The sequence below is a fragment of the Ruegeria sp. YTSA168 genome (assembly GCF_059610045.1).
On record NZ_JBXWMW010000001.1, the window covers coordinates 332,341 to 345,704 of the forward strand.

Annotated in this window: 11 protein-coding genes; 2 read left to right on the plus strand and 9 right to left on the minus strand. The window is 59.1% G+C overall.

Features of this window, described 5'->3' with window-relative positions:
- The first annotated feature begins 62 nt into the window (after positions 1–62).
- Positions 63–1,085, plus strand: coding sequence for a ketol-acid reductoisomerase (gene ilvC / locus AC2FFE_RS01680; protein ID WP_170689671.1), 1,023 nt, complete (start codon positions 63–65; stop codon positions 1,083–1,085).
- Positions 1,086–1,130: 45 nt separating this feature from the next.
- On the opposite strand, the gene AC2FFE_RS01685 is transcribed toward ilvC, so the two are convergent.
- On the minus strand, positions 1,131–1,586 hold the full coding sequence (locus tag AC2FFE_RS01685) for an SRPBCC domain-containing protein (protein ID WP_496845681.1): 456 nt from the start codon (positions 1,584–1,586) through the stop codon (positions 1,131–1,133).
- Positions 1,583–1,894 carry an ArsR/SmtB family transcription factor gene (locus AC2FFE_RS01690; RefSeq protein ID WP_496845682.1) on the minus strand — a complete coding sequence of 104 codons (312 nt, stop codon included), beginning with the start codon at positions 1,892–1,894 and terminating at the stop codon, positions 1,583–1,585. Before AC2FFE_RS01690 ends, AC2FFE_RS01685 begins: the two co-directional genes overlap by 4 nt.
- 78 nt (positions 1,895–1,972) lie before the next feature.
- Between AC2FFE_RS01690 and AC2FFE_RS01695 the strand changes: the two genes are divergently transcribed.
- Positions 1,973–2,875, plus strand: a complete 903-nt coding sequence (locus tag AC2FFE_RS01695; RefSeq protein WP_496845683.1) for a DMT family transporter — start codon at positions 1,973–1,975, stop codon at positions 2,873–2,875.
- Here AC2FFE_RS01695 and glmM read toward each other — a convergent pair.
- The 7 genes from glmM to glyS all read right to left on the minus strand — a co-directional run bounded on the left by glmM (position 2,872) and on the right by glyS (position 13,362).
- Complete coding sequence (gene glmM, locus AC2FFE_RS01700; RefSeq protein WP_496818624.1) at positions 2,872–4,215, minus strand: phosphoglucosamine mutase; 1,344 nt, start codon at positions 4,213–4,215, stop codon at positions 2,872–2,874. The genes AC2FFE_RS01695 and glmM overlap by 4 nt on opposite strands.
- Before the next feature lie 33 nt (positions 4,216–4,248).
- Entirely contained in the window at positions 4,249–5,247 is a 999-nt protein-coding gene (gene folP / locus AC2FFE_RS01705) for a dihydropteroate synthase (RefSeq protein ID WP_496818625.1), read from the minus strand.
- Positions 5,244–6,164, minus strand: a complete 921-nt coding sequence (locus tag AC2FFE_RS01710) for a dihydroneopterin aldolase (protein ID WP_496845684.1) — start codon at positions 6,162–6,164, stop codon at positions 5,244–5,246. The genes folP and AC2FFE_RS01710 overlap by 4 nt, the downstream gene beginning before the upstream one ends.
- A gap of 101 nt (positions 6,165–6,265) precedes the next feature.
- Positions 6,266–7,636: a multicopper oxidase family protein gene (locus AC2FFE_RS01715; protein ID WP_496845685.1), complete on the minus strand. Its 1,371-nt coding sequence runs from the start codon at positions 7,634–7,636 to the stop codon at positions 6,266–6,268.
- Between the two features lie 73 nt (positions 7,637–7,709).
- A complete protein-coding gene (locus tag AC2FFE_RS01720; RefSeq protein ID WP_496818777.1) occupies positions 7,710–8,351 on the minus strand; it encodes a cell wall hydrolase in 642 nt (213 codons plus the stop codon).
- A gap of 186 nt (positions 8,352–8,537) precedes the next feature.
- Positions 8,538–11,078, minus strand: coding sequence for a putative PEP-binding protein (locus tag AC2FFE_RS01725; protein ID WP_496818628.1), 2,541 nt, complete (start codon positions 11,076–11,078; stop codon positions 8,538–8,540).
- Between the two features lie 64 nt (positions 11,079–11,142).
- Positions 11,143–13,362, minus strand: a complete 2,220-nt coding sequence (gene glyS / locus AC2FFE_RS01730; RefSeq protein ID WP_496818629.1) for a glycine--tRNA ligase subunit beta — start codon at positions 13,360–13,362, stop codon at positions 11,143–11,145.
- Between the last annotated feature and the right edge of the window lie 2 nt (positions 13,363–13,364).

The following is a 13,364-nucleotide window of genomic DNA, read 5'->3' on the forward strand; positions in this document are numbered from 1 at the left end:
GCTCGCCAATCGGAAAAACCCCCGGTAAAAGCAAATCAATCGAAACAGAAAGGACCGGCAAAATGCGCGTCTATTACGATCGCGATTGCGACATCAACCTGATCAAGGACAAGAAAGTGGCCATCCTGGGCTATGGCAGCCAAGGACACGCTCACGCGCTGAACCTGCGCGACTCGGGCGCCAAGAACCTTGTCATCGCCTTGCGCGAAGGCTCGCCCTCAGCCAAGAAAGCCGAAGGTGAAGGACTGCAAGTGATGGGTATCGCCGAAGCGGCAGCATGGTGCGATGTCATCATGTTCACCATGCCCGACGAATTGCAGGCCGAAACCTATAAGAAATACGTCCACGACAACATCAAGCCGGGTGCTGCGATCGCGTTTGCCCACGGCCTGAACGTCCACTTTGGTCTGATCGAGCCGAAAGAAGGCGTCGACGTCATCATGATGGCCCCCAAAGGTCCCGGTCACACCGTGCGTGGCGAATACACCAAAGGCGGCGGCGTGCCTTGCCTTGTTGCTGTCGACAATGACGCAACCGGCAAAGCGCTGGAAATCGGCCTGTCCTACTGCTCGGCTATTGGTGGCGGTCGCTCGGGCATCATCGAAACCAACTTCCGCGAAGAGTGTGAAACCGACCTGTTCGGCGAACAGGCCGTTCTGTGCGGTGGTCTGGTCGAACTGATCCGCTGCGGCTTTGAAACTCTGGTCGAGGCAGGCTACGCACCCGAGATGGCCTATTTCGAATGCCTGCACGAAGTGAAGCTGATCGTCGACCTGATCTATGAAGGCGGCATCGCCAACATGGATTACTCGATCTCGAACACTGCAGAATACGGTCAGTACGTCACCGGCCCGCGTATCCTGAAATACGATGAGACCAAAGCCCGCATGAAAGCGGTTCTGGACGACATCCAGCAGGGTAAATTCGTTCGCGACTTCATGCTGGAAAACGCCGTTGGCCAGCCGACTATCAAAGCGTCGCGCCGTGCCAATGACGAGCACATGATCGAAGAAACCGGTGCAAAACTGCGTGCCATGATGCCCTGGATCTCGGCCGGTAAGATGGTCGACAAAGAAAAGAACTAAACCTGACACACGTCAGAGTTAGGGCGACCCAAGTGGTCGCCCTTTCTATTTCGTGAATGCGTTGGCGTAACACTCGCCGAGAACAAATTCCCAGCCTGTATCGTATCCGCCCCGTTTCTCCGGCGCCTCTGCAGCCCAGACTTCCCACCCCGAATGGGTCAGTGTTACAAGGGTTTTGCCGGGATCGCTCTCTTCAAAAAGCACTTCAACCTGCGTGGGAAAGTCCTTGTTCGTGCCAGGATGCCAAGTGAACGCCACGCGCCGCCCGTCTTCATAGACCAGCACCTCGCCCCAGTCGGCCCTTTCGCCATCGCACATGGTTTCGTACACCGCACCACCAACCCAAGGCTCGATCATGACCGCCAGCGCTGGTTTTCCCTTGGAGGCCGACACTGCATGGCCGTCCAGCGGCCACCAGTTTGCAACGCGATGAACGAAAACATCAAAAGCCCTATTCGGCGCAGCATTCACGGTAATAGATTTGACAATTGGATTGGTCATACATCGTGCCTTTCCCGATTGATTTCTTCTGCAAAACTGCCCAGCACGTCCGACCAGTGTCTTTCCAGCCATGCCCGTATGCTGTCCAACCCATCTGGACGTGCAAAGTAAATACGACGCGTCCCTTCTGATCGGCATTCGACCAATCCGGCGTCAGACAAAACCTTCAGATGCTGCGATACCGCTGGGCGGCTGACGGGTAGCGTTTCCGCCAAGGCCCCGACCGCAGAAGGCCGGGCCGCCACCGCTTCGAAAACCTTTAGGCGCGTTGGATCACCTAGGGCTGAGAATGCATCATGGTAAGTCATAACTTACCGTAAGTTATGACTTACATATTGTCAACCTCAGGCACGTGACATCTATAAAATCAAAGGATAAGGGGAATTATGGTTCAAGACCCCAACTACCGCGATTGGAGTGGTGTGATTTCACTCGGCCTCATCTGGGGCGGCACGTTCATGGTGGTTGCCATGGCGCTCGAAGGTTATGGACCCGTGACCGTCGCAACAGCGCGGACGACGCTCGGGGCAATCACTTTGCTGGGGTTGATGGCTGTCACCGGTCGCAGGTTGCCCGGACCGGATCGCCACCTTTGGGGGGCGATTACCATCATCGGGCTCTTGTCAACTGCCCTACCCTTCATGCTGCTCAGCTGGGGGCAGCAATATGTGCCTTCAGCATTCGCTGGTCTCTCCATGGCAGCGATACCGTTAATGGTTCTACCGCTTGCCCATTTCTTTTCCGATGAGCCACTGAATGCGCGCCGTATGCTTGGCGTTTCGCTGGGGTTTGCCGGGGCTTTGGTGCTGATCGGTCCGGGGCTTGCCCAGATTGGACAAGGCGCCGAACCTTTGGCCCAGCTTGCCTGCATCACAGCTGCGCTGTGCTATTCCGTGGCCTCGATCTTCACCCGACGCTGCCCGCCCATCGACCCGGTGACCCTGGCCGCACTAACGCTCGTGGTCGGCGCAGTTTGCTTGCTGCCGCTTATGCTGGTCATTGAAGGGTTACCGAAATGGGAAGGCACACGCTCTGGTCTTGCCATCATCCTCCTCGGGCTGGTTCCGACCGCCTTTGCAACGCTTCTGCGGGTCTCGATCATTCGCAGCGCCGGTTCGGTGTTTCTGACGCTGGTGAACTATCAGGTTCCGATCTGGTCGATGGTATTCGGTGCCTGGGTTCTGTCCGAGGCGCTGCCACTGCGATTCTTCATCGCGCTGGCGATGATCCTGACCGGGCTGGCGATCAGCCAGTGGTTCAGCCTGCGTAAATTGCTGATCGGCCGCTAGCCGGCAGCCGCTTCGACCTCGGCGACGATGCCATCGACCACCTGAGACAGAAGCGCATCATCCTCGCATTCTGCCATCACTCGGATCAATGGTTCTGTGCCTGATTTTCGGATCAACAGACGCCCCTGCCCGTTCAGGCGGGCCTCAGCATCGGCAATAGCCGCTTTAACGTTTTGCGCCTCAAGCGGGGCCTGACCGGCAGCATAGCGGACGTTCTTAAGCAGTTGCGGCACGGTCTCGAACTGCTGTGCCAGGTCCGAGGCCTTGCGGCCCGACAGAACCATTTCCGCCAGAAAATGCAGGCCAGCCATCAGACCATCACCCGTGGTGGCGTAGTCACTCATCACGATATGGCCGGATTGTTCGCCGCCCAGATTGAAGCCGCCCTCGCGCATGCGTTCGACAACGTAGCGGTCCCCAACCGCCGTGCGTTCCAGCTGCAAACCCTGCGACTGCAAATGCCGTTCTAGCCCAAGGTTAGACATAACGGTGGCGACCAAAGCGCCGCCTTTCAACTGGCCAGACTTGGCCCAGGCCGAGGCCAGCAAGGCCATCAACTGATCGCCATCCGCTACTTTTCCAGTCTCATCAATAACGACGACCCGATCCGCATCGCCATCCAGGCAAATCCCCACATGCGCGCCATGCGCCACTACGGTCTCTGCAGCCAATTGCGGCTGTGTCGATCCGCAGTTGAGGTTGATGTTTTTACCGTTCGGGGCAATGCCAACGGGGATCACCTCGGCGCCCAACTCCCACAGCACCTCCGGTGCGGTGCGGTGCGCTGCACCATTGGCGCAGTCGATCACAACCTTAAGGCCATCCAGTCGCACATCGCGCGGCAGAGAGGATTTGATCCGCTCGCCATAGCGAAAACGCGCATCGTCGACGCGGCGAGCGCGGCCGATATTCTGTGCCTGGGCCGGGTTGACACCCTCTTCGATCAGGCGCTCGATCTCGATCTCTGCCTGATCAGACAGTTTGAACCCATCAGGACCAAAGAACTTGATCCCATTGTCGATGGCCGGGTTGTGGCTGGCCGAGATCATCACCCCCAGATCGGCGCGCATGGACCGAGTCATCAGACCCACTGCGGGTGTCGGCACCGGACCCAGCAGCAGCACGTTCATCCCAGTTGAGGTCAAACCTGCTGTCAGCGCGTTTTCCAGCATATAGCCGGACAGGCGGGTATCCTTGCCAATGACCACGCGGTGCACGCCTGAGGCATCGCGGCGGAAATACCGCCCAACCGCAGCCCCGATACGCAAAGCCATTTCTGCGGTCATCGGATGTGTATTGGCCGTGCCCCGCACACCATCGGTTCCGAACAACTTGCGCATCAATGACCCCTCACCAAAATCGTTGAGACCGGATTACCGGACCGCAGCCCATAGACGCAAGGCCTGAGCGGTCTCAGTCACATCATGCACGCGGATGATCTGCACACCTTGGGACAATCCGTCCAGAGCCAGAGCGATTGATCCCGGTGCACGGGCGGTTTTTTGCGGCTCTTTCCCGATGGAACCGATAAACCCCTTGCGCGACACGCCCAGCAGAATCGGGCAACCCAACCCGTGAAACAGGCTGAGATTGCGCAGAAGGTCCAGATTGTGCTGTTCGGTTTTGCCAAAACCGATGCCCGGATCGACGATGATCAGGTCCCGGTTCAGGCCCATCGCCTCAAGACGAGCGATCTGGCCTTCCAGAAAATCGTAAACGTCCAGCACGACGTTATCATATTGCGGGTCGTCCTGCATCGTGGCCGGATCGCCCTGCATATGCATCACACAAACCGGCGCGCCGAGCCCGGCGCAGAACGGAGCAAGCTTGGGGTCGAAAGTAAAGCCCGAAACATCGTTGACCAAACCCGCCCCGGCTGCGCAGGCTGCTTTGGCCACCGCCGCCTTGCGAGTGTCGATTGAAATCAAAGCATCTGTTTCGGCCCGGATCGCTTCGATCAGCGGGCGTGTCCGGGCTATTTCTTCGTCTTCTGGGATAAAATCTGCGCCGGGTCGCGTGGATTCGCCACCGATATCCAGAATGGTTGCGCCATGAGCGACCATATCAGCCGCGCCTGCACGCGCCGCGTCGACGGTGCTATGTACACCCCCATCCGAGAAACTGTCCGGCGTGGCGTTCAGAATGCCCATGATCTGTGGTTGTGCCATATCCAGGCCCGCAATGGATGCGCGAGGACGGCTGAGGCAATCCAACTGATCAGCCGGGACCTCCGCCGCCACGACGACACCTGGTGCGCGATCCCGCGACAAAACCTCGACATGGGTGAACCAAAGCGCCTGACCCGCCAATGGCACAGCGCCATCGGGCCGAGCCGCGCCATGTTGAACGAGCGGGCGATAGTATTCCCTCACAATTGTGCCTGATCGACGGCAACCGCGCGCAACGGGGTCTTGGGCTCTTTCGGCAACTCTCCTCCGATAACCATCATCTCGCTGGCCTCGAATGTCGCGGCAAACCATGCCGCCAGAGCAACCGCGTTCGAAGGCGCAGCCGACGGACCATCAACTGCATCCAACACAATCTTGGAAGGGGCCCAAACACAGATTTGGCCGTTTTTCATCGCCCAATCCAACTCGGTTCGAGTTGAAACAACCACACAGCGATGATCACGTGCGGCCAAAACCCATGCGTTTTGTTCGATGGACAGCAGGTCGATCCGGCGCTGAGTCATGGCGTGGCCGGTCTGCGGCACCACCAGATCAGAGGCGCCAACACACAGGATCAGCGGGCGCTGGCGATTTTCCAACTGATCGATCCAGCCTTTCAGATTGCCAGATGCAATGGCCTCATTCGAAAGGAAAACCAGACGCGGATGCGGACGTTCCTCTTCGACGACGTCATGATGCACGGCATCCTTGCCGCGCACGATTTCGACCCCTAATGCGCCGGGGCCGCGATCCAGTTTCTCGATCCGGACAAACACGCGCACAGCTTGTGGCTCAAGCAAGATACGCTCGGCCACACGTTCGGCCAGCGTTTCTAGAAGGTTCAGACGCTCTGCCGCCAGTTCATAGGCAATCGCTTCGGTCACGCGGTCATAGGACAGGATACGATCCACGTCATCGTCAATATCCGCGGTCAGCGGGCGGACTTCGACAACGATGTTAAAGCAGATGCGCTGGGTCGTGCCGCGCTCGGCCTGAAAAGCTCCGATCTCAACTTCGACGATGTGATCGCGAAGCGAGATGCGATCCAGCGCCCCCCTGGGCGAGGTCGCCTCGGACCGTTCAGACGGGTGCGCAAAGGCAAGGCGGATTTCAGAACTCATGGATCAGGCCTTTTCCGGCTCGTAAAACAGTTCGCCCAGTTTAGGCGTTTCGAGGGCCTATAACATCCATACAAACGCCATTCCAACCGCTGATTGCGGCGTCAGGTGACGCGAAACCAGATCATCATCCCAGCGGCGGCGTGCCCCAGCATGTGGCAATGCAGCAGCCAATCACCCGGATTATCCGCGACCAGTACCACCTGCCGGGTTTGCCCACGCTCGACCAAAACCGTATCACGCCAGGGACCCAGCGACCCATCCTCCAGCACCAGACGGAAGTGGTGACCATGCAGATGCATGGCATGTGGGAAAGCGGTTTCGTTTACGAATGCAATCCGGTGAATGCTACCTCGCGCGGCGTCCAGAAACGGATCAGATGGGCGCTCGGCGATACCGTTCAACGCCCAGAACCGCCCAAGCTGCGCCAGTTCACGGCCTGACAATTCAGCACCGCCAAGTCTCGCGCTTTGCAACCAACGCATCGCCCCGCCCTGCAAAACCATCTGGTGCAACGGGGCGGTGCTGATCTGCGTCACCTCGGGCACGGGATTGCGCGGCAGGGAAGCTATGCCATCACGCGGGGCACGGGCCGCGCTTTCTTTCACATCGAACCGCACCAGACCAAAGGCGCCGTCTCGCTCGACGCTGACCAGACTTGCTGTGGTCTGGGCAAGAACATCGACAATCAAATCGACCCTCTGTGCGGGGGCCAACGGGAAAGTGTCGGCGACCCTCAGCGGGGATTCCAGAGGCATCCCATCCAGCGCGACAATCCACCCAGTCAGGCCGTCGAGGTCCAGGTCGTATATCCGGGCGTTTGATGCATTGATCAGGCGGAGCCTGAGACGCTGGTTTCGGCGCACCCGGAAGGCTGGATCAAATACGCCATTGACGGTGACGATATTCCCAAGGCGACCCGCATGGCTCAGATCATGGCCATTGTTGAAATCATCGGAAATCTGAGCTGTTTCCGGGTCCAGACGCCAGTCATCCAGCATCAGGGTCAAGTCCTGATCTACGTCGGCGGCGGCGGCTTCTTCGACAATCAAGGGCCCATAGAGCCCGCGCGCGACCTGTTCGACCGAGCGATTATGAGCATGATACCAATAAGTGCCCGCATCAGGGACGACAAAGTCATAATCGAAGGTCCCATCTGGTGCGACGGCTTGTTGCGTCAGGCCCGGAACCCCGTCCATCGCATTGTCGATACGAATGCCATGCCAATGGATCGATGTTGGCTGAGGAAGCTTGTTTATTAAGCGGCGCTGAACACGATCCCCTTGCCGAAACTTCAGTGTCTGGCCCGGAACCGTACCCTCAAATCCCCAGATTTCCGTTTCAGGAAATCCCTCTGGCGCTAGGCGCTGACGGGCAACGCGCGCTTCGAGCTGTGGGAACTCAGCCTTCACCGCACCCGGCAGCAGCGACGCTGCTGCTGCGGCTTTCAGGAGTTGTCTTCGATTGATTGGCATTGCGGGCCTCCTGACCCGCAATATAGACGGCAATTCGCCTCGCGCCATCAAGCTTCCAGCGCGGGTGCGTCAATCAGTTGCTCGCCGTCCGGTAGTTGTGACGATAGAAAACATGCACACCGATCTTGGCGGTCTGCTTGTAGACCCGCGACCAGGACGGGCTCACAGCCGTCGTGTGATAGTGGGTCGCCCCTTCGGTCAATTCCTTGGACACCCCGTCGATCGCCGCGCGCGCCACTTTTGATACGCGTTCGAACGCTTTCTGTTCGTGGATCACCTCTTTGCGGCCATCGCAGGTATAGGTGAACTGACATTGATACTTCTTGCCAGTACCCTGACGGATCACCCCACACAGGCTGTCAGGAAAGCGGCTGCTTTTGACCCGGTTCAGGATCACTTCGGCCACGGCAAACTGACCGCGCACACTCTCACCACGGGCTTCGAAATACAGCGCCTCCGCGAGGCAGCGCCAGTTTTCATCCCCGGTGGCCTTCGGTTGCTGGTCCAGCCAGTCCTTGGAGTAGGAGACTTGAATGGGTTCAGCCGATTTGCGCGGCTTGAACAATTTAAAATAGTCACGGAAACTTTGCGCCGGCAGTTCATTGCGGGCGACAAGTTCTTGCTTAGCAGAATCGGTTGCTTCCCTCTCGGCGAAGGAAGCAGTTGGCAGCATGGTTGCTGCCAATGTGGCAACAGCCATTATGTAACGTAGCATCAGATAACCTCGCACAGGCACTTAACGCGCCAAACCCTCCCCCGGCGGGCGCGACGAGGCATTTAGCGCAGTCTGGCGCAAACGTCCAGATCAGAAGAAAAAGCAAGTGGAAAATTGCTCGTGGAGAAGAAAAAATTCTCCACAAGACTGCCTGTAACCCACTATTTCTTGGGTTTCAGGCCACTGTCAACCCCCAAGTCTGGACGAAATCGCCAGTTGAGCGGCAGCCAGCCGAGCGACAGGCACCCGGAACGGGGAGCAGGAAACATAGTCAAACCCAAGATCACGGCAAATGGCGATTGATTCGGGGTTACCCCCATGTTCACCACAGACCGACAGGGTGACATCGGGCTTGGCCAAACGTCCGCGTTCCGCGCCAAGTTTCAGCAACTCCCCCACCCCATCCGGGTCCAGTACATGGAACGGATCTTCGGTAAACACCCCCTGCCGGACATAGGCCGACATGAACCGACCCGCATCATCGCGCGATAGGCCATACGTCATCTGCGTCAGGTCATTGGTCCCGAAGCTCAGGAAAGAGGTATGTGGTGCAATCTCCTCGGCCCGCAGACAGGCGCGCGGTGTTTCAACCATGACGCCAAGCCGATATTCAAATTCCTGCCCCTGCTCCGACGCGACTGCCGCAGCCACCGAGTCGATGCGGGATTTGACCAGCTCAACCTCACGCTTGGCCGAGACCAGCGGGATCATAACCTCGGGTACAACCGGCGCGCCGTTTTTGCGGGCCTCCAACGTGGCCTCAAAGATCGCGCGCGCCTGCATGTCGTATATTTCGGGAACGGTGACGCCAAGCCGCACACCGCGCATGCCCAGCATCGGATTGTATTCCGACATCTCCTCGACTCGGCGTTCGACGTCAGAAACAGGTAAATCCAAGGCTTCGGCCAGTTCGCGCTGGCCACTGCGTGTGGTCGGCAAAAACTCATGCAACGGTGGATCAAACAGGCGGATACAGACCGGCTGACCCTCCATGATCCGGAACAGCTGGATGAAATCCTCGCGCTGCATGGGCAGCAGCCGTTCCAGCACTGCAGACCGCCCCGACGGCGTCTGAGCAAAGATCATCTCGCGCATTACGATCAGGCGGCCGGGGTCAAAGAACATATGTTCGGTCCGGCACAGTCCGATGCCTTGCGCCTCGAAATTGCGCGCGGTTTGGGCGTCTGCCGGTGTGTCCGCATTGGCCCGGATCGCAATATCCCGCTCGGCGTCTGCCCAGCCCATAAGTGTTTGAAAACAATCGTCCAAAGCGGCTTCCAGCATCGCGGGCTGCCCCGCCAGAACCTGCCCTGACGTCCCGTCGATGGTTAGAACATCCCCGGTTTTGAACGTCCGTCCATCCGGCGCAGTCAGAAGCTTTTTCTTGGTCTGGAAGCGCATCCCCGACGCCCCGACGATGCAAGGCAGGCCCAGCCCGCGCCCGATCACCGCCGCGTGGCTGGTCATGCCGCCCTTTTCGGTCAGAACCGCGACTGCCGCATGCATCCCCCGCACATCCTCAGGCGAGGTTTCGCGGCGGACCAGAATACAGGCTTCCCCCCGTGCCGCACTGGCCTGCGCCTCTGGCGCAGTGAACACGATCTTACCGGTCGAGGCACCTGGGCTGGCCGCAATTCCGGTTGTCAGGATATCGCGTTTTGCGTCGGGATGGACCTGACGGTGCAACAGCTCGTTCAGCGCGTGCGGATCGACACGCATCACCGCCTCTTGCGGCGGGATGATCCCGTCTTCGGCAAGCCTTACAGCAATGCGCATCGCTGCACGGGCGGATCGCTGCACACGCACACCATCCAAAATATGCACATGACCGTTTTCGATCACGAACTCGACCTGCATTTCCTCGCGCAGTTTCTCGCGCATCAGCGCGGCTTGCGCTTTGAGATCGGCAAAGGCTTTGGGCGCCAGTTCTTCCAGCGACTGCCCGCGCGGGTCTTTTTCCAAGTACAGCGCCGCAACACCTTCGCCCAAAGCATCGCGTCCCTGGCTCTGGCTTAGATACCGCCCGGTAATCTGTGGCATTCCGGTTGTGATATCAACCAGTTGCAGCACGCCCGAGCCGCATTCACCCTGCCCGACACCGGGGATCATTTCCTGAATGACCAGCCCAAGCCCTGCATCCGCCGGGGCCCCTTTCGCCTGACGCAGCAACCGGGCCGACGTGCCATCCCACGCCCGCGCCATGGATCGTAAGACGCCGACCAACTGCTCTCCGCGATCCTGCGGAAAGGCCTCGTCGGTCTCATCTTCATAGGCACGCAGAGACAGCTTTAGCCCTTCGCTGCCATCAGCTTCGATGTCATCAAACACATCCGCATCCAGCCGCGCGACATGGATGGCGTAGCTTTGAACAAATCTCAGATATAGCGCGGCGGCGGCTTCGGCCCCCATCTGATCAGACAGGTCCACATAGCGCGCATCGTTCATCCCGATGTTCAGAACCGCACCCGGACCGCCCCAATCAGGGTCTTCGGAACTGGGCCGCACGCACAGCAGCGCCGTGTCGTCAAACTGTTCCAAAATCGCGGTAATATCCGGCACCTGACCATCGGCAATCTGTTGCACAAGATCAAAGGACAGCGCCACAGTGCGCGGCACTGGTAGGTCCAGCCGGACAAGGCGTTGCAAACATTTGGCCCGCCCGCCATGGGTACTGGCGGCAACGGGTGCTTGGGACGTGATGAGCGTGGTATGCGGGTTATTCTGCACTGCGGCACCTTTTAGCTTCGCCGCAGCATAAGCCCTTGCACCAACGGCGCAAGGGCGATCTGGCTTATCCTTCGATCTTGGTCAGATCAGCAACGCTGGAACAGATCGTGCGGATTTGGCTCAGCAGGTTCAGGCGGTTGCGGCGCAGGATGTCATTGTCGGTGTTGACCTGCACATCCTCAAAGAACGCATCCACCGGCCCGCGCAAGCTTGCCATGGCGGCCATGGCGGTCGGGAAATCCTCGGCTTTCAACGCCGGATCAATCTGCGCCTGCGCCTGATCCAAGGCGGCAAATAGCGCCTTTTCGCTATCCGTCTCGGCAAATTTTACATCCGCGCCGTAGGAGTATTCGACCCCGTCTTTCTCCTCGGCCTGCGTCAGAATGTTGTTGGCCCGCTTGAACCCTTGCACAAGGTTTTCCCCATCCTCGGTCGAGATCACCGCATTCAGAGCACGGGCGCGTTTGACGAGCAGGTTAAGGTCATCATTGCCGTCCATCGCGATACAGGCGTCGATGATGTCATGCCGGATGCCCTCATCGCGGAGGAAGACCTTAAGGCGGTCGTGGAAGAACGAGAGGAGATCGTCGGATGCGTCAGGAACCTTATTCTCGAGCTCCAGAAAAGCAGCCGCAGGCAATCCTACAATTTTGTCCTTAACAGTCTGGAATGCAGCGCCAAAGACGCCATGATCCGCGATTTCCTCCAAAAGGTCGCGGACACTCGCATCCGGAAGCGCCTCATTAACAGCGCTCTCCGCGCGAACCAACTGGCTATCAAAGAAGCGGTCCAATCTGATACGCAGATTGTTATCCAAGATCAGTCGAATAGCACCTAACGCCGCACGGCGCAGCGCAAACGGGTCTTTCGACCCGGTCGGCTTCTCATCAATCGCCCAGAACCCGGTCAGCGTGTCCAACTTATCTGCCAGCGCCACGGTCACCGAAAGCGGCGCAGCGGGCACGTCATCCGACGGCCCCAATGGCGAGTAATGCTCCTGCGCCACGGCGGCCACGGCGGCATCTTCGCCCGCGGCTTCGATGTAATATCGGCCCATAAGCCCCTGAAGTTCGGGGAATTCATAGACCATCTCGGAACTCAGATCGGCCTTGGCCAGACGTGCGGCTTTCTCGGCCTGATCCGCATCCGCTCCGACCACCGGGGCCAGTTCGCGGGTCAATGCGGCGATGCGATCGATCCGTTCCGCCTGCGTGCCGAGCTTGTTGTGGAAAGTCACATTCTCCAACGCGCGGGTCCATTGGGCGATGTCTGACTTGGCAACGCGCAGGTCATTCTCCCAAAAGAACTTGGCGTCGGCCAGACGGGCCGACAGCACCTTTTGGTTCCCCGCCAGAATGGTCGCGCCGTTGTCGGCGGTTTCACGGTTGGCGACAGTGATGAAGCGTTCGATCCGGCCCGTTTTAGGGTTCTTCACGGAAAAGAACTTCTGATGCTCTTTCATCGACGTCTGCAGCACCTCGGGTGGCAGTTCCAGAAACTCCTCGTCGATCTGCCCCATCAGCACCACAGGCCATTCGACAAGACCGGCGACCTCGGCCAGCAAGCCCTTGTCCTCGACTACCTCCAGACCGGCGGCAAAACCCATGTTCTGCGCGTCGTTCCAGATATGTTTGGCGCGTTCCTCAGGCGACAGCACCACAAAGGCGCGTTTCAGCTGGGCTGCATAATCCTCGTACGATGTGACCGAAAACCGGTTCGGCGCCATGAAACGGTGGCCTTCAGTGGTGTCTCCGGCTTTGATCCCCTCGACCTCCAATGGCACAACCTGCGCGCCCGTCTCATCGCTGAGGATGCACAGGATCGAGTGCAAGGGCCGCACCCAGCGCATCGGGCCACTGCCCCAGCGCATCGACTTGGGCCATGGGAAGTTGCGAATGGTGGCCTCAAGCACTTCGGCCACGATCTCAGCCGCCGGGCGTCCAGGCTTTTCGATGGAGGCGAAATAAACAGCGCCTTTGGGCGTGTCGCGTTCTTCCAACTGGTCGCGGGTCAGACCTGCGCCACGCAAGAAGCCTTCAATGGCTTTGTCGGGTGCGCCGACCTTGGGGCCTTTGCGTTCCTCACGGATCGTCGGGCTCTCAGACAGTACCCCTTCGACCGCCAGTGTCAGGCGGCGCGGCGTGGTCAGGGCAGCGGCCCCGGCATAAGTCAAACCGGCCTCGACCAAACCATCGGTGATCCGCTTTTTCAGCTCCTCTCCAGCGCGGGTCTGCATGCGCGCGGGGATCTCTTCAGAGAACAGTTCGATCAACAGGTCGGGCATAG

What these genes read in the sequence shown, in the direction of transcription:
- AC2FFE_RS01690 (WP_496845682.1), bottom strand. Translation starts at nt 1,894, where the DNA reads ATGACTTACCATGATGCATTCTCAGCCCTAGGTGATCCAACGCGCCTA.
- AC2FFE_RS01710 (WP_496845684.1), bottom strand. Translation starts at nt 6,164, where the DNA reads ATGAGTTCTGAAATCCGCCTTGCCTTTGCGCACCCGTCTGAACGGTCC.
- AC2FFE_RS01715 (WP_496845685.1), bottom strand. Translation starts at nt 7,636, where the DNA reads ATGCCAATCAATCGAAGACAACTCCTGAAAGCCGCAGCAGCAGCGTCG.
- AC2FFE_RS01720 (WP_496818777.1), bottom strand. Translation starts at nt 8,351, where the DNA reads ATGCTACGTTACATAATGGCTGTTGCCACATTGGCAGCAACCATGCTG.
- glyS (WP_496818629.1), bottom strand. Translation starts at nt 13,362, where the DNA reads ATGCCCGACCTGTTGATCGAACTGTTCTCTGAAGAGATCCCCGCGCGC.
- AC2FFE_RS01695 (WP_496845683.1), top strand. Translation starts at nt 1,973, where the DNA reads ATGGTTCAAGACCCCAACTACCGCGATTGGAGTGGTGTGATTTCACTC.
- glmM (WP_496818624.1), bottom strand. Translation starts at nt 4,215, where the DNA reads ATGCGCAAGTTGTTCGGAACCGATGGTGTGCGGGGCACGGCCAATACA.
- AC2FFE_RS01685 (WP_496845681.1), bottom strand. Translation starts at nt 1,586, where the DNA reads ATGACCAATCCAATTGTCAAATCTATTACCGTGAATGCTGCGCCGAAT.
- ilvC (WP_170689671.1), top strand. Translation starts at nt 63, where the DNA reads ATGCGCGTCTATTACGATCGCGATTGCGACATCAACCTGATCAAGGAC.